Annotated in this window: 19 protein-coding genes and 2 pseudogenes; all 21 read right to left on the bottom strand. The window is 28.6% G+C overall.

From position 1 onward, the window contains the following. Positions 1-13 precede the first annotated feature (13 nt). Positions 14-442, bottom strand: coding sequence for a hypothetical protein (locus tag DIC82_14800; protein ID AWK52189.1), 429 nt, complete (start codon positions 440-442; stop codon positions 14-16). Beyond that, on the bottom strand, positions 439-858 hold the full coding sequence (locus DIC82_14805; GenBank protein AWK52190.1) for a hypothetical protein: 420 nt from the start codon (positions 856-858) through the stop codon (positions 439-441). Before DIC82_14805 ends, DIC82_14800 begins: the two co-directional genes overlap by 4 nt. A gap of 788 nt (positions 859-1,646) precedes the next feature. Further along, positions 1,647-2,255: a repressor LexA gene (locus DIC82_14810; GenBank protein AWK52191.1), complete on the bottom strand. Its 609-nt coding sequence runs from the start codon at positions 2,253-2,255 to the stop codon at positions 1,647-1,649. A gap of 34 nt (positions 2,256-2,289) precedes the next feature. After that, complete coding sequence (locus DIC82_14815) at positions 2,290-2,550, bottom strand: hypothetical protein (protein ID AWK52192.1); 261 nt, start codon at positions 2,548-2,550, stop codon at positions 2,290-2,292. Positions 2,551-2,564: 14 nt separating this feature from the next. Further along, a complete protein-coding gene (locus tag DIC82_14820; GenBank protein AWK52193.1) occupies positions 2,565-3,821 on the bottom strand; it encodes a DNA polymerase IV in 1,257 nt (418 codons plus the stop codon). Between the two features lie 1,044 nt (positions 3,822-4,865). Further along, positions 4,866-5,633 carry a hypothetical protein gene (locus DIC82_14825; GenBank protein AWK52194.1) on the bottom strand — a complete coding sequence of 256 codons (768 nt, stop codon included), beginning with the start codon at positions 5,631-5,633 and terminating at the stop codon, positions 4,866-4,868. Positions 5,634-5,659: 26 nt separating this feature from the next. Next, complete coding sequence (locus DIC82_14830) at positions 5,660-6,712, bottom strand: hypothetical protein (protein AWK52195.1); 1,053 nt, start codon at positions 6,710-6,712, stop codon at positions 5,660-5,662. Between the two features lie 531 nt (positions 6,713-7,243). Then, positions 7,244-7,384 (bottom strand): sporulation protein Spo0E, encoded by a 141-nt coding sequence (locus DIC82_14835; protein AWK52196.1) that lies wholly within the window; start codon positions 7,382-7,384, stop codon positions 7,244-7,246. Between the two features lie 668 nt (positions 7,385-8,052). Next, positions 8,053-8,841 carry a cell wall-binding protein gene (locus DIC82_14840; GenBank protein AWK52197.1) on the bottom strand — a complete coding sequence of 263 codons (789 nt, stop codon included), beginning with the start codon at positions 8,839-8,841 and terminating at the stop codon, positions 8,053-8,055. Positions 8,842-8,922: 81 nt separating this feature from the next. Beyond that, positions 8,923-9,258 (bottom strand): hypothetical protein, encoded by a 336-nt coding sequence (locus tag DIC82_14845; GenBank protein AWK52198.1) that lies wholly within the window; start codon positions 9,256-9,258, stop codon positions 8,923-8,925. Positions 9,259-9,274: 16 nt separating this feature from the next. Beyond that, complete coding sequence (locus DIC82_14850) at positions 9,275-9,505, bottom strand: hypothetical protein (GenBank protein ID AWK52199.1); 231 nt, start codon at positions 9,503-9,505, stop codon at positions 9,275-9,277. A 258-nt stretch (positions 9,506-9,763) separates the two neighbouring features. Further along, positions 9,764-10,576 (bottom strand): hypothetical protein, encoded by an 813-nt coding sequence (locus DIC82_14855; protein AWK52200.1) that lies wholly within the window; start codon positions 10,574-10,576, stop codon positions 9,764-9,766. Positions 10,577-10,824: 248 nt separating this feature from the next. Beyond that, entirely contained in the window at positions 10,825-11,091 is a 267-nt protein-coding gene (locus DIC82_14860; protein AWK52201.1) for a hypothetical protein, read from the bottom strand. A 550-nt stretch (positions 11,092-11,641) separates the two neighbouring features. Further along, positions 11,642-12,070: pseudogene (locus DIC82_14865) on the bottom strand (hypothetical protein). A 66-nt stretch (positions 12,071-12,136) separates the two neighbouring features. Beyond that, positions 12,137-12,622 (bottom strand): annotated as a pseudogene (locus DIC82_14870) (phage tail protein). Continuing rightward, entirely contained in the window at positions 12,622-13,281 is a 660-nt protein-coding gene (locus DIC82_14875) for a phage tail protein I (protein AWK52202.1), read from the bottom strand. Before DIC82_14875 ends, DIC82_14870 begins: the two are co-directional and overlap by 1 nt. Continuing rightward, a complete protein-coding gene (locus DIC82_14880) occupies positions 13,281-14,432 on the bottom strand; it encodes a hypothetical protein (protein AWK52203.1) in 1,152 nt (383 codons plus the stop codon). The genes DIC82_14875 and DIC82_14880 overlap by 1 nt, the downstream gene beginning before the upstream one ends. Next, positions 14,425-14,748, bottom strand: a complete 324-nt coding sequence (locus DIC82_14885) for a hypothetical protein (GenBank protein AWK52204.1) — start codon at positions 14,746-14,748, stop codon at positions 14,425-14,427. Before DIC82_14885 ends, DIC82_14880 begins: the two co-directional genes overlap by 8 nt. A gap of 2 nt (positions 14,749-14,750) precedes the next feature. Further along, entirely contained in the window at positions 14,751-15,290 is a 540-nt protein-coding gene (locus DIC82_14890; GenBank protein AWK52205.1) for a hypothetical protein, read from the bottom strand. Positions 15,291-15,294: 4 nt separating this feature from the next. Continuing rightward, positions 15,295-15,495 (bottom strand): hypothetical protein, encoded by a 201-nt coding sequence (locus DIC82_14895; GenBank protein ID AWK52206.1) that lies wholly within the window; start codon positions 15,493-15,495, stop codon positions 15,295-15,297. Continuing rightward, positions 15,495-16,343, bottom strand: a complete 849-nt coding sequence (locus tag DIC82_14900; protein ID AWK53102.1) for a hypothetical protein — start codon at positions 16,341-16,343, stop codon at positions 15,495-15,497. Before DIC82_14900 ends, DIC82_14895 begins: the two co-directional genes overlap by 1 nt. Positions 16,344-16,367: the final 24 nt, after the last annotated feature.

Here is a 16,367-nt window from a genome sequence, read left to right on the forward strand (position 1 = left end):
TGTTTCGAGTGCCTTAGTCTCTCAAATGTTTCTTTGCTATTCGTATTATTCTCTTAAAATTGCTTTTGTACTTTAATATGTGTTCCATTAATTCTTCATGATTTGGTTCTTTATATCTATGTGAAATTCTATTTCTTAGTAACCTTGATTTTTCTAAGAACTCATAAAGGTCTTTATCTATTATATTTTTGTCTTTTAATACAAATAAACTATCATTTAACGTCATACCTATCTTATACTTTTTAATTTCCTTGAGCATTATAGAAGCAAATTCTTCAAGTATTGTATGAAAGCTTACAAACAATTGTCTAAGGCTTGATTTTGAAAGCTTTATCATAATTTCATTATCACAATCACTTTGTAGTATTTCAAGGCATTCTTCTATATCACCTAAACACTCTTGAAGGTCTTCTATTATTTTCACAAGTCTTTCTTGATTCATGACAACACATCCTTCCTTCTAAACCAGAAAAAATTCTCATTTTCTTTATAAATTTTATCTGTTTCATCTTTGAATACTTCAAAATTATAATTATCATCATTAGAATAAATAATTTCACCATCATTTAATACATTTATTTTCAAGAAAATATATAAGCCTTCACTTTTTAAATCTATAACATCAATTTCCTTATTGAGTAATTTTGCTAAAAATAATTCAATTTCTAATATTTCCTCTAAATCTATTTTATGTTTCCCTATTATAGCAATATCTATATCTGATTCTTTTGTAAATTCTTCATTATTAATACTTCCAAAAGTGAGCATGGTTGAAATATCATATTTATTAAGAAAATTCACCACTTCTTCACTTTTTAGTTTACCCATAATTAATTTTTTTTCATCTTCTAATTCCATTTTGCTCACCTACCTGTGAATATTTTTTTAATATGACTTACATGCTTTAGCAATCTGAAAAAGATAACACCAAATATGAATTATATTATCAATTATATCATAATTTAAATAAATAAGCTGACACAAAATAATTATTACAATTATTGTATGTCAGCTTATTTTTATTTCATATTTATTTCCGTAAATACACCTAAAATTCCTGTAAACTACAATTTCCAGATTGATTTCCAAATTTACTTAAGCTCTTGGATGTGTATGCATGTATATATAATTGATTTTATCATTATTTATTATATAATATTATTAAATAATTTATCAGATTTTATTAAAATATTTTTATATATAATAGATGCTATTTAGGGTACTTTAAAAGACTACTAAAAATATATTAAACTATAATAATCTATTCTAATATATTTTAAATTGTACACACTGGTGGTAAATGGGTGGAATCTTATATGATTGCCACCCATTATTCTCTCAAATTCATTATGTTATAAATGTCTATTCTTTGTTAAAAAATAAATGGTACAGGATTGTTACCCATATAAAAGGTGTGAAAACATGTCAACATTTAAGATAATTATATAACATTTAAACAGATTGATTTTAATTTATTGTATAAAGTTTTTTCATACTAAAGTGCTTTTATCATTCTTTTAATAAATTTGTTTTGCGTTAGGTAAAACGTTGACATAAAACAATATAAAATAACATATTAATCAAATGGTTAGGAATAATTTTGCTTACTCCTAGCCTTAATATTTCTATAAAGATTGTTGCCCTAGTTATTTAAATGATCTAAATATCCCAACAAGTTTACCCAATATCTTACAATCATCAACTAAAATCGGCTGCATAGTATCATTTTCTGGTTGGAGTCTAATATGATCCTTTTCTTTGAAGAATCTCTTTATTGTAGCACTATCATCTATTAATGCAACTACTATATCACCATTAATTGCATTTTGTACATTTTCTATGATAGCTAAATCATCGTCTCTGATACCAACATTAATCATACTTTGACCAGAAACTCTAAGCATAAAGAGCTCTTTATCATGCTTAATATAGTCTATTGGTATTGGGAATGTATCTTCGATATTCTCCGTTGCAAGTATTGGAAGTCCGGCTGTAACTTTCCCTACAATAGGAATATTAATCATTTCCTTCTTTGGAGCTGAAAGTTCTCCTATTTCTAAAGCTCTTGGTTTAGATGGATCTCTTTTGATCATGCCCTTCTTTTCTAATCTCTTCAAATGACCATGAACAGTTGAAGTTGATTTTAAAGAAACAGCTTTACAAATTTCTCTCACTGAAGGTGGATAACCTTTACTTCCTGTATAAGTCTTTAAAAATTCATATATTTCACTTTGTTTATTTTTTTCTTCTTCCATTATTTACACCTCACACGCATTTTAAAATATTCTATCAAATCTTAAAAAGAATCCATCTACATTTTTCTATATCATATTTAATTTCAAATACCTTCTCAACATCTCCTATAACTGCACTACAAGTAAAAAACCACATCTCATTGCCACACATTTTTTCTAAGTTCTTAGTTATAATCTTCTCTATTTTTATAACTTTGCATTTATCTTCTTCATCAATTTTAAATCTTATAGGATTAACTTGACCATCTTTCTTAAAATAAGCTATCATTTCTATTTCTTTAGAAACAACTTTCATTATTCACACTTCCCTTACAACATGCTACTCATCATTGGATAATACTGATCTGAACCAGTACCACCATCTAGTGGTTTTATTCCTGAGTGTAAAAATGTTGATCTCATAACGCATTCCTTACCATATTTATTCCTGAGTATATCCAAAGTCTTATCTAATTTCCTTTGTTTTTCAGTATTTTCAAAGTCAAATAAGGTTTCTTGGCAATATTCATTGCTACAAAGTTTAGTTACTCTTACACCTAACTGCCTTATTTTTTCACCCCTCCAGCCTTCATTAAAGGCTTTCTTTATTCCTTCAAAAATAACCTTAGTTGAATCTGTAAAATTCTCTAGTGGTTTTTGATGAGAATAGTGAATAAACTCATTAGTTTTGATACTTATAGCAACAAGACCACACAAACTATTACTTTCACGTAGTCTTATTGCAACACTTTCTGTAAGTGATAAAAGAACTTTTAATGCTTCTTCCATGGTTTCAATATCATAAGAAATTGTAGTTGAATTTCCTATTCCTTTAATCTCTAAATAATTAGACTTTCTTATTTCTGAATTATCAATACCATTCGCATATTCATATATAAGCTTTCCATGAGAATGTAACTTACTAATAAGAAGTCTTACATCATACTGAGCTAATTCACCTATAGTATGAACATTTAACTTATGCAGTTTAGCTTCTGATGCTCTCCCGACCATAAATAAATCTCCAACTGGTAAATCCCACATTTTTATTGGCACTTCATCTTTAAATAATGTGTGTATAGTATTTTTAGGCTTAAAATCACTAGCCATTTTTGCAAGCAACTTATTTGTTGAAATTCCGATATTAGTATTAAATCCAAGCTCTTTACTTATCCTCATTTTAATTCTCATTGCCATTCTCATATAATCCTCTTTATAATGGCTACAATCCATAAAACATTCATCAATACTGTATCTTTGAATTTTAGGGGAATATTCACTTAGTAATTCAAATAAAGCATCACTACTCTTAACATACCAATTATAATCTGGAGGATATACAATAAGATTTTTGCATTTAAGCTTCGCTGAATATATAGGCTCCCCTGTCTTAATTCCAAATTTCTTTGCAGGTATTGAAGCTGCTAAAATTATTCCATGTCTATTTTCTTCACTGCCTCCAATAACCGAAGGTATCTCTCTAATATCAAGTTCACTCCCATACTGCAAAAGCTTAACAGCAGTCCATGAAAGATATGCTGAATTTACATCAATATGAAAAATTAATTTATCATCATTATTAATCATTAAATCACCCCAAACATACGTTCTTATATTTATTATATCGAACATACATTCTGTTGTAAAGAAAAAAATAAAGGGTACAGGAATTAATTTCCATACCCTTACACATTTTTGCTATTAACTTATTTAATTATTGTATCCCTGCTCCAGTTTCATCTACTTTGTATCCATCTGGAGTAGTACAATCTACAAATAATGAATTTTAATGTTGCTTAATGTAGTTGTTGTCGTATCTGCCATTACTGGTATACTAAAAGAAAATAACATTACTAATAATAAACTAAATAGTTTTTTAAATTTCCCCATTATTATTTCCCCTTAAATATTTATACCTTAATCGTATATTATTTGTATGTTTTGTCAAATATATTAAATGTTTAAATTTAAATTTCTCTTCATAATTCGTTTTTAAAAAAAGATGCAGCCAACTTAATGACTGCATCTTTTTTATATAAATGGTATATTTATGGAAAAGATTCTTTACAATTATTATTATAATTTACTTACCTTAACATCAGCTGAATGAAATAAAAAGTATAGAATTAATCCTACACTCTCTATTTTTGCTTATACATAATTACATTCCAAGTGCTTTTAATAATGGTCCAGTAAAGATTTTTGTAATTATCTCTGAAAACAAACCTAAACCTTTTGCAGCAAAGCCTCCAATTTGTTGAGGATACATTATACACATTGCAGCTAAAAAAAATCCTAATACTGACTTCATTAAACTTGATTTTGCTCTATTCATATTCTCACCCTTTCATAATAAATTGTTTATATTGTTATATTCGCAAATATATACACTAACTTTCAATTTTTCACAACAAAAATAACGACAAAAAATGCAGCCAGTTTAATGACTGCATCTTTATATAAATTAAACTTTAAGAGAAATTTGTTTTTGGAATAGATTGGGGAGATCTTTTGTACATCTTCATAATAACATATTATTATATGATAATCTATATTATTTAATAATATTTATTTATTATTTTTCCGACAAATGAAAAGCAGTAGTGGATTGCTCCTGGCTACTGCTTGTTATTAACTAAAAGGATTTATATAACTCAAAAAATTATTTAAATGTGGTTGAATTGCTGGCCATGTAGAAGTCGCCATATTTATTGTTGAAACTATATGAGGATAAAATTTTTCAATTCCTTCTGCCCCATCTTTTAGTTTACCAATAGTTTCCGATTTACTAATAATCTTTTGACCTATGTTTCGTTTTTTAGATTCTTTAATTTCCTCATCTATTTCTTTAAAATTATTGCTAATGTCCTTTTCTCCTGAATTTGATAATACTTCTGCAATTTTTGCTACATTATAATCTATACTTTTTATATTGGGAAAATTATTATTTTCATTTTCTCCAATCACTCCCTTGATTATTGAGATCATATCTTGAGGAGTACTATCTATATTAGGATATTCTTTTTTACTATGCAAGTTTTTTACTGCAATACTTCTCTTTTTTTTTATGCTTTCTATATAGTCATTATTTAAATAATAGACTATAAAAATATTTTCTAATCCAATTAATATATCCTCATTACATTCATAACAATTAATATATGTCCCCAATACTTTATCATATGAATCAACTAATTCTAATTCAGTTAAATGTTCAGTACATCTAATTTCATATTTTAAACTAAGCAAACTACCATCAACTAAGTAATTCAATCTATTTAAAACAACACTAATCGGGAGATTTAATTTTTTAGATATACTGATTGGATAAAAACTTTTTATTTTTCCACTTGATGCAATTTCTTCGATTAGTTGATCTATTGCAAAGTTATCATTCATATCCATCACTCCCTTCTTTAAGATAATTATACTATTTTGCCTTTTATATAGTCAATAACATCTTCTGTAACACTTGAGCGGAAACTTATAGTATTAGTTTTTAATCCTACTTGTATTGTATAATTAATATCATCATTTCCTGGCAAAGAAAATGTTATAAATCCACTATAATCTGTCATATATCCTTTAAATAAATTATATAATGATTTCTTTGATAAATCATCTTTATCATTACGTTTAACAGCCATTCCTATTTTAGACATTCCTGCTAATAATAATTGAGTAAATGGAATTCCTGCTGGATCCATTTCATTTAACGAGTTAATTAATTTATCTAACTCCTTATCAATAAAGTATTCATCTAAAGCTTCTAGCGTTTCAACAACCAATTGATTTTCCTCAGATGTCAATTCTATATTTTGGTCTGGTATAGATGTAGCGTCAATAAATTTCCCATTATCTAAAGAATCTCTAAGTTTCTCTATTGAATCTCTATACTTACCTAATATTCTTTTACCTTCATGATTTATTATTCCTAGATATCCACAAATTTCATTTGCAATTTTATCTGCAAATTTGCTACTACTTCTAACTTCAAGAATACTTTTTTCTAAATCAACAATAACAGTGGTATTGCTAATTGTAGTAAATTTATTTAATGTAACACCATTATCAACTCTTTTTGTTCCTGTAGGCACATATAACCTTATTAAATATTTATTCTCATCAATATTTAAACAGGTGTATTTTCTTATAGATTCTATATGACTCGTTTCTACTTCTAATTTATCATTAAAATAATTATCTGGAGATTCTAACTTTCTTATAATATCTTCACGATTTTCTTCATCGAAATCTAATCTATACCATTTAAGGGATGTTCTTCCCGCTAATACTCTATTAACAACTATTTTTTCAAGTTCTTCATCTCGGTATATAATATTCTTCATATCATATAAATACTTTTTGATATCTTCATCTTTATCTACTTCAAATTCTAATTTTTCTGTTATATTGTCAATATCACATTTAGTTAAATTATTAAAATCAGAATATGCTATAATTTCATGTATTTTCATTCAATTCACCCTACTATGTTTATATTTAACCAATAATGTTCTATAATAGAGGTATATTAAATAGTCTCTATTACAGACTGAACTCACAAGATTGCACTCTCATATATGAGTTCTTTTTATTTGGTTATATTTACATAATACTACAATTTGGACAAGTTTTCCACAAAATAAAAAATGAGGGTATAAAACAAGATTTCTCCTGTTTGCTACCCTTAAAATATGAAAATTAATTGAAAAAATTTTTAAACATATATATTAAACCAGTACAAACTATTACAAAACGTATAATTTGAGACCCTGTTTTTGATATTGCTGCTATTAATTCCATTTTATAACTTCACCTCTTTATAAGAGATTATAATATAATTTGCAAAATAAATAAAGGGTATAGTATCCCATATCCTAAATTTAAACTTACTCTTTTATATGACTTTCCAAGGCTGTTTGGCCTATTTATCTTCTATAAAATTATATTAAATTATTATAGACACTTATTCAATATAATTCAACAATAAAATGCTCCTACAGACTTTATTCAACACCTAAATTGAAATTACTTTTATAATAATGAACAATAAGCTTGTCCAATTCTTGACTAACTAATATTGTTTTTTCATTCAACAGTCCTTTTTCATTTATAAGTTTGATTAATTTTTCTCTTAATTCCTCCATAATTTGCTCCTTATCTACTGATATGTTTTTTCACCAACGTTTTCCATTATATTGCATTAGTTATATTTTTACAATACAAAATATAAAAGTTTTTATATTAAAAATATTCAGAAATTAATTCACTACCTTAAATCTATATTATTCAATCCCCCTTATTTTTAGACAAAAAAATAAGGAGTACAGGATTAACTCCCATACCCTTAAAATTACGTAGCTAAAGTGCAATTTAGCCACACGTATTATATCATATTTCATATTTTAGGTTGCATACAAAATTCATTTATTATATAATATTAAAGAATTAAACTAAAAATTAAATATTATATATAAGGGGTGAAACTTTTATGTTTTTAAGTAATGAACCTTTAATTTATTTCATAGTTGCATTAGCTTTTGTTGTATTAGCTATTATCGCACGTACTAGGAGATAAGTTAAATACTTATAGGATTATATTATATATATATCCTATAAGGAATCATTATATACAGTTTAATAAAATATATAAAACTGTAAAAAACATAAAAATTCACTCCTTTGATTTTTGTGATGTCGCATTACAGCTTGTTTTGAACACATAAAACAAAATATATAAAATAAATATATAGAAATAAAGGGCAACATAGAAAAACTAATCTCTATACTGCCCTTAAAACTTTAATATTTAATTTTAATTATTGCCTGTGTAGTCTGCATTAAAAAACATTGCATCTTCTTTTGTTCTTCTTCTATATAATCCTTCTATTCTCATCCCTCCACCATTAGACCACGCTTGGAAATTAGAAAGTATAGTAGCTGAATCTCTAACTCCAGCAATTATATTTTTATATAATGTTGAGCCTAATAGTCCAGCGGTGCCACAATTATATGCAAAACTTACTAACGCATCAAATTCATTTTGTTTTAGTGTCATGCCCTTAGAATCCAAATCAGCCTTAATAATAGGTGCATATTTATTGTTAATCCAATCTTTCAACATAGATGTTGCTTGGATTTCTGTAACCTCTGAAATGCCTTGTATTTCTTCTCCCGTCATTCCATAACCAAGAGTCCAAACACCCACTTCATCTTTGTATGGAGTAGCTGAAAAGCCTTCCCATGACTTTATAAAATCAATGCATTGTTGAGATACCAAACTATCTTCAATCCATGCTCCAGAACTATTAAAACTATATGATTTACCACCTATAGTATAATTTCCATTACAATACATAGACCCCATATAACCAGTGCTAGAAGGCTCTAAATAGTACCATATATTCTTTAATTGTAGCCATCCTGTTTTCATATTTCCATTAGTTTCATCTAGATAATACCATCTTTTATCTTTATCTTGAAACCATCCAGTATTCATTATTCCACTATTTTCATCTAAGTGATACCATTTCCCTTTATCTTTATACCAGCCTTTAATTACTTTTCCGTTATTGTCTGTTAAACACCATTTCCATTGTGACATAATAACACTCCTTCTTCCTTGTTTTATACTACATAATATGAAAGAGTAACTTTAAAGGCTACTCCACAATTATTCTTCTATTCACTCTTTTTCGTCTTCTTCAATATAAGAATTATTAACTTTACCGTCATCAATTAGATCCATAGATTTTTGATATAAATATTTAATTATTTTCCTTAGTAATTCTTCTGATAATAATAATTTGATTCTAATAGGCAATATCATATAAACTCTACTAACTACCCAATCTTCTTGGGCCTTTCCACCATGCAAAACCTTATCTTTAGCCAAGTCTTTAGCAGCAACTATAGCATTTAATATTTTCCCTTTTACGCTGCTCCACTCTAAAATAGTATATACTCCAGAAGCCACAACTAATAATATTACATATCTGTATTCCCATATTAATTCTTTCATTTTTACATTCCTCCAATTATTTTATTAAATTTTCTATTGTATAAACAAAAAAGCCTACTAACGTTGTTGCTCCAAGTCCTATAAGACCTTTTAGCACACTTGTTAAGGCTTTTAAGTTATCACATAGACTTTTCAATTCTGCTCTAAAACTAGCATTGTCTTGTTCAATTTTATCTAATCTTTCATCATGTTTTTCTAGTTTTTTATCATGCACTAAAATCTTATCTTCCATTACCTCTGCATTCATTTTTCGCCTACCTCACTTCATACTTTGTATAAAAATAAGCAACAAAAAAAACACCTTATTGGTGCTTATCTATTGCTTATATTTTTTATTTAATTCTTTGCCCTTTCTTCCTATTGTTTAACAAAAAAATCGCAAATTCATTTCCGAATAATGCGATATTTCAGTTTAATATTTTTTTAATTTATAATATATGAAAGATGTGAGCTTCTTTTAACTACTCTAACACCTTTAGTTAATCCCTTTAGAATTTTCTTCATTTTATACTGCCTCAAACTCTACAACTACTCTTATTGCTTCCCATTCAGCTGCTCTTGCATTCCCACAAGAAAAAACTAAGAATTCATCATATTTATAAGAACTTGATGATTTGTAAGTAACCAAACTACTATTTTGAATAGCTTTTACTTTCTTGTCAGCATCTGAACCTGTATTAACAATAAAAAAAGATTGGTCAAAAAATTTAATGTCAGTAATTTTATATTTGCCATCAACAACTTTTCCAATACAATTACTTCTAGCTTCATCTATAGTTGTTTTACTTTGTGCTAAATTTATAGAAAGAATTTTCATACGTCTTAGTCCCTCAGAACTCATATCTACATTATAATTAGTCAATTGATTTGATGCAGTTACATCTCTTTGACTTTGTGAAATATCTATTCTACGGTAATGTTGTCCATCTGCATCTTGAGGTTTAAGCACATTATCTGAAGAATTAGAAACTATACTTGTTGTCCAAGCGCCACTAGAATTTACGTAATATCCACCTATTTTTGTGTTTGTAGCCATTTGTCCATTTGACCAAAGATAGTACCAATTACCATCATCTTGAATCCATCCAGTTTTCATGACTCCATCACTACCTATATAATACCAATATCCATTGTCTTGTACCCATCCAGTCCGTGCCTTGCCTGTACTGTCCATGTAGTACCAACTATTATTAATTTGTTGCCAATATGCTTGTCCTTCTGCATATGCAGTCGTTGATAGACTATTAGGTACTAAAACGCCTAAGCTTGATATAGCTAATGTTAACGCTAATGTTTTTAATAATTTATTTTTCTTCATGTTTGTATCCCCCCGGCATATTTCTACTACAGTTCGTAATTATTTACCATAATGTATAAATTATATCATATTTCTTAAATATATCATTATTCAGTTTTTTAAAAACTTTTTTATATTTAACTTCATCAAATTTTCCTATGACGTATGTTATTCAGCTAATTTTGCTATAACTAATGCGTTCCATCTCAAAGGAACTTCATCAATAGTCATTAATCCCTCATTTATTCTTCTTACATATATTGCAACCATTATACTGTACCTCCTACAAGTGAAGCTAATTCTAATATTGCAAGTTCTTGTTCAGCTACTTTTTGTTTAAGCAATTCTGTTTCAGTTAATGGAATGTCTTCATATATTGGTACACTTGGAGTTTGGATAACATCTATACTTACTACTCTTTTTCCTGTTGGGATTTCTACTTCTAAATATTGCACTCCACCTTGTGGTTTTCTATAGGTGTCATTATAAGTTAAAAGTATATACCCTGTGTTATCATAAATTATTAATGTTTTCATTTATTATCATTCCTTTCAAATTTGTTTATTCCCATGCATAATATGTCCAATTTACAACAGCATTAGGAATCCCATTCCAAATTTTAATTCCATTTGTAACTACCTCTAAACCTCCTGTATAAATAGTGTTAGTACCATATTTATAAAAATTATTTGAAAATAACTGTATATATGAATATATAACAGTTGGTGCACTATCTTGATATATAACGACTATACTGGGTGTAAATGGCAACGAAATAGTGGTATAAGAAGCTGCAGCTGCACCAACTCCCCCACTAGCATACTTTTTTCCACCTAAACTTGCTACAGTAGCAGTTCCAGCAACTCCAAATATATCTTTGCCGCTTACAATATTAGCCGCTATTAAATCAGCATCTCCTAATATTGTTTGTATACCTGTACATAAAGTATTAGCTGCTATTGTTTGATTTGATGTTGAAGGTGTAATTGTTGTTGTTGCCTTATTAGTAGCAGTACCAGTCACTAACGCTCCATCTACATAAGCTTTTTTACCAGCTAATATTTGTACTGCAGTTGCATCACCAGCGCTTGTATCTACTACATTTGTAGCTCCTGTTATTCCGTTTATAGTAATACCAGCTTTTATATTACTACTTATTAATAGAGATAAATCAAGAGTTCCAATCAATCCAGTATCAGTATCGTTGCTAAATGTTTTATCCTTTAATACTTGACTTGCTAGTACATTTCCTTCTGCACTAGCTTTGATAAAAAAACAACCATTACCATTATCTCCAGAAGTGTTATACCAAATTGTATAAGCCTTTCCTACCATGAGCGTTGGTGTATTTGTTGTTGCTGGTTTATATAACTTCTTACCATTTATTGTTGTAGCAGCTCCACCATTATTCGCACTTGCAATAAACGTTACTGGATATCCGGTTTTCAACGTTCCATTAATAGTTAATGTTAAAGCTGTTCCAGTTCCTCCGGCTACTTGGTACATCATGTCTGACGATTGCGCAACAATTTCATTAATAGAATCAACTATATTTGTCTTATTTGTAGTTTTTAAATCACTTAAATTTCCTATCTTATTATCAACCAATATAACTTCACTTTTCTTAGCAAAAAGTATTGATGGATCTATTTTCAACGTAATGCTTGAAGTATTTGAAACTGCTAGTACCATTTTCATGTTTATTTCTTTTGTGCTTCCATCTGATGGCAATGGTTTATAGGTCTCAGCACATTTTGCTATGGCTAGCATATTATTATTTGCATCAAATACAGCATATTCTCTGATCATGAATCCACCAACATCAGGTGGAATTAGTACTTCTATATTGAGCCAATTAGGATTATCTTCATCTACTGCAACATGGCCTATAGGGCCTTCCCATACTGTATGAACTAAATCTAATTGGGATTCTGTTGGATTATAGTATGTTCCATTACCGTCTCCAACTTTCATTTTTATAAAATCAACCTTTGTTCCAAGTCCTATGCCATTTGCTATTTGTGCTTTACCTATGCTAGTTAAAATAGAATAATATGTCTCTGCCATTAAATCGCCTCCTTGGGATATGTTGTTATACTCTCATTCCCCGAACTTTGAGCCATTGGAATTGTAAGATTTATTTTGGTATCAATATCTTTTGGAGTCCAGGGATAAACAATTATTTCTTCACCAACAATTGTTATAACTCCAATATTTATAGTTCCTTCTGTAGTAAAAAATATATTTAATACGTCAATCCATGAACGTTTATTTTTATATGCATTTATTAAAGTATCTAATTTTTTTAACTCTTCTGGTGATGCTCCTGTTTGTGTTACATCAACATCCAAACTAAAATAAAAAGGATCTGCATCATATTCAAACCATTCTCTTAATTTTGTTCTGCCAAATACTGTTGTTGCTGCATCAATTACTGCTTGTGGAGTACCTTTTATTCTATGGAATCTTAATGCATTCCGAACAAGCTCTTGTTTCTTCTGTAATGGTAAAGTATAATCATAAAAATCTACATGAAATTGCCAGGCTAATGAATCAACAGTTTCTTCATCCAATTCATTAACTCTTCCATAAATATATGTCAATCTTATATCTTGATCTATACTTTTAAAATAAGGACCAAGAGCTTTACATAGAGCTTTTACAAATGGATCTTGCTGAAGATATGAAGTTTGTAAACTCAATAAATCAATATTACTAAGTTCCATTACTCCATTCCCCCATAAGTCACTCTTATATTTTCAACTTTTGCAATTTCATCTTCTTCTATGACTTTGTGCACTGGTGAAGTAACTTCAATTCGCCTCACTCCTGAAATTTTTCTATCATTAACTTCATATGTTGCTGAATTTTGAATCTGATATTTTAATTCGTCTGGATTTATTGATTTACCTATTTCACTTTGCTGCCATTTAATAAATTCTCTTATAGCTCCATTACTAAAATCTAGATTATCTCCTTCAATAGCTTTTCTCCATTTACCTTCGCTAGTTACAAAGTTTTTGTCTAAGTAATACGTCAATTCAATATCATAATTACTAACTGTTGGAGTTCCTACTTCAACTTTATCTGTAAGTGGTCTTCTATCTTTAGGTGAACATTGCTCATATACCTTATCTAATATCTCTTGCGAAGGTATTTCCCCATCATCTACTACAACAAATATCTTAACCACTCCTGGAGTTGGTGATGTTACTTTGATTCCTGAAATAGAATTGTCAGCTGAATATGCAAAATATTCATAAGCTCCATCTGGGCCTGCTGTGCTTTTACTTTCCATTGATAACCTGGATCTTTCCCTGTATGATTTATCATCTTCAATATCTGAGCCTGACTTAGATACTTCAGTATTATATATTTCTGATACATAGGCTATAGGATCAACAATATGATTAATTTTACCTATTTCAAATCCATTATATTTTTCACCAGTTGATGCAGCTATAAGAATAATATTTGCTTCCAAAGTCCCTTTAAGAACAATGACATCATCCCTAATCTTAAACATTGTCATTCCATCTGGGGTTACTTTTGTTCCAGCTTTTATAAGAATATCCTCATTTTGAGCAGTAGATAACTTTACCTTTCCACTACAAAATGAATATGTTGCTTGTAATCTACTTGTACTATGATAATCTTTAGCAATGGCATCAAGCTTTTCATCTCTTGCACTCTTTAATAAATTTTGATTTGCAGTATCATTGATTTTATTTGCCATCCCTACAACTATTGGCATTAATGATCTCAAAAAAAGCTTTCTTTCATCACCATCATGTAATGTCTGTCCCAATTCTGTTTCAACAGTATTTAACATGTCATTAAATATAGTCTCAGGATTAATGTCTACAAAGTTAATCAATTGTCACCACCACCTTTATTATTGGAATTTTAATATTTTCATTATCTTCACTTTGCTTATATTCAATTTCTACGCTTTTAACATTTGCCCTTGTCTCATAGCTATTTATTAGATCATAAGTTTCTTCAATAAGAGCTGCTTTATTTTTCTCAAAAACTCCATCCAAATTTTTAGGATTCCTACCCATTAGACGATCATAAGGCACTTCATATTTGATTGTACTAAGGATATTATTAATGTTTTGGAGTATTCTTTCATCTCCTTTAGCATTCCAATTAATTAACCCTGTATTATTTGAATCCACTGTATACTCCATAGTTATCCTCCGAAAATTTCACTTTCTAAATCATCAACTTTTGCACTATCTTCATCTGACATTTCACTAGTTGAAGAACTACTTTTTTTATTTGATGTCTTAGCCTTTTTTGTTGTACTTGAAGTTCCTTCTTCTTTTTTAACGCCTGCTCTTACGTATTCTTTAAAAGTTAATTTCATTGTACTTTTAACTAGTTTTCCAGGTGACACATAATTATTATCAGTCAAACTAACACCAGTTAATAGAAATTGATTACTTGAAACAGGCTTATCTCCAAGAAAAAGCATATATGGAATTCCTGCTTCACAAATGATCTTCCAATCATTAATTTCTGTTTCAACATCAATAGTATTAGATTGTCTTAATTTAACATTGATACTTACAGGTTCAAGATTTATCCCTTTTATATAGGTTGAAGGTTTACTCCCTTCAACTTCTTGATCTTCTACATTAAGTGAAATATCTCTAGTGAATTCATCAAATGTATATATCTTATTTTGACTTACTTCAAAAAACTTATTACTAAAACTACCTAACGACATTTAATCACCTCATTCTTGCCATAATAACACCACTTTTTAAATCATTATTATAAAAACAAACTAAAACTTCTTCACCTACATTAAAATCAATCATATTTACGTGGCTTGCTATTTGTAATTCATATGAAACACTGTCATCTAATTCTGGGAACTTTACTCTTGCAGTGGTTGTGCCAATTGTAGACACAATCCCTTTTCTATTCATCAATATACCTCCGATATTTTTCTAACTGATACTCTTGATTTACCAGCTATTAAATCATGAATGATATTTTCAATAATGTACTTTCCATTAAAACTATCCAAGCTTTCAATTTTGATTACATTTCCTGCTGCAATTGATGTATTTTTATTTATAGTGAATATACCTACCGTTTCATTTTTATTCAATGAATTTATAATATTCTTTGCAAATCTATTTGCTTCACCTATAGAGCTAATAGGCATATCTGTGATTTTGATTATATCTCCATTTGATTTATCTGATATATAGCTGCCTTTTATAAGTGTTTTAGAAAATGAAATTATTTCACAACCACCATATATATTATTTGATGTACATTTAAAATCATATTTACCTATAAAAAAAGATGGATCTAATACTAAAACCTCCTTTTGTTTTTTCAAAAATTCTTCTGAAACAATTAATGCTTTTCCATTGCTAATTTTTAAATTATATCCTTCGACCATACACCTATAGTTTAAGAATTCTATATTATTTTTTTGAACTTGGTCTACTCTTAAATATTGAAATTCATTAACTCCATAGGTCTCTAATTTTATTCCCAGTTCTTCAGTAAGATCTTTTGCTAAATCTAAGAATTTTACATTTTCCCAGGTTCGTGTCTTTTTTGTTTTGAAGCTTTTCTTTATTGAAATAGCATTAACATCATAAGAACCATTGCTACATCCAAAACCATCAACATACATAATTCCTGTGCTAAATGGATCTTCTATAATTTCTATTGTATGATTTTTAGTAAAATCCCATTTTCTACATTCATTCTTTATATCTGCAAATGAAATGGCAAGACTATCAGCCTTGCCTCCCATGCTATCATTAATTCTACAACCCGA

Origin of the sequence: Clostridium beijerinckii (assembly GCA_003129525.1) — a bacterium.
GTDB lineage: Bacteria > Bacillota > Clostridia > Clostridiales > Clostridiaceae > Clostridium > Clostridium beijerinckii_D.

Bases quoted from the DNA above. Each gene is read 5' to 3' on its own strand.
- DIC82_14875 (AWK52202.1), bottom strand. From the start codon at position 13,281: ATGGAACTTAGTAATATTGATTTATTGAGTTTACAAACTTCATATCTT.
- DIC82_14845 (AWK52198.1), bottom strand. From the start codon at position 9,258: ATGAAAGAATTAATATGGGAATACAGATATGTAATATTATTAGTTGTG.
- DIC82_14895 (AWK52206.1), bottom strand. From the start codon at position 15,495: ATGAATAGAAAAGGGATTGTGTCTACAATTGGCACAACCACTGCAAGA.
- DIC82_14805 (AWK52190.1), bottom strand. From the start codon at position 858: ATGGAATTAGAAGATGAAAAAAAATTAATTATGGGTAAACTAAAAAGT.
- DIC82_14900 (AWK53102.1), bottom strand. From the start codon at position 16,343: ATGGGAGGCAAGGCTGATAGTCTTGCCATTTCATTTGCAGATATAAAG.
- DIC82_14815 (AWK52192.1), bottom strand. From the start codon at position 2,550: ATGAAAGTTGTTTCTAAAGAAATAGAAATGATAGCTTATTTTAAGAAA.
- DIC82_14840 (AWK52197.1), bottom strand. From the start codon at position 8,841: ATGTCACAATGGAAATGGTGTTTAACAGACAATAACGGAAAAGTAATT.
- DIC82_14830 (AWK52195.1), bottom strand. From the start codon at position 6,712: ATGAAAATACATGAAATTATAGCATATTCTGATTTTAATAATTTAACT.
- DIC82_14820 (AWK52193.1), bottom strand. From the start codon at position 3,821: ATGATTAATAATGATGATAAATTAATTTTTCATATTGATGTAAATTCA.
- DIC82_14810 (AWK52191.1), bottom strand. From the start codon at position 2,255: ATGGAAGAAGAAAAAAATAAACAAAGTGAAATATATGAATTTTTAAAG.
- DIC82_14885 (AWK52204.1), bottom strand. From the start codon at position 14,748: ATGGAGTATACAGTGGATTCAAATAATACAGGGTTAATTAATTGGAAT.
- DIC82_14825 (AWK52194.1), bottom strand. From the start codon at position 5,633: ATGAATGATAACTTTGCAATAGATCAACTAATCGAAGAAATTGCATCA.
- DIC82_14855 (AWK52200.1), bottom strand. From the start codon at position 10,576: ATGAAGAAAAATAAATTATTAAAAACATTAGCGTTAACATTAGCTATA.
- DIC82_14850 (AWK52199.1), bottom strand. From the start codon at position 9,505: ATGAATGCAGAGGTAATGGAAGATAAGATTTTAGTGCATGATAAAAAA.
- DIC82_14860 (AWK52201.1), bottom strand. From the start codon at position 11,091: ATGAAAACATTAATAATTTATGATAACACAGGGTATATACTTTTAACT.
- DIC82_14800 (AWK52189.1), bottom strand. From the start codon at position 442: ATGAATCAAGAAAGACTTGTGAAAATAATAGAAGACCTTCAAGAGTGT.
- DIC82_14890 (AWK52205.1), bottom strand. From the start codon at position 15,290: ATGTCGTTAGGTAGTTTTAGTAATAAGTTTTTTGAAGTAAGTCAAAAT.
- DIC82_14835 (AWK52196.1), bottom strand. From the start codon at position 7,384: ATGGAGGAATTAAGAGAAAAATTAATCAAACTTATAAATGAAAAAGGA.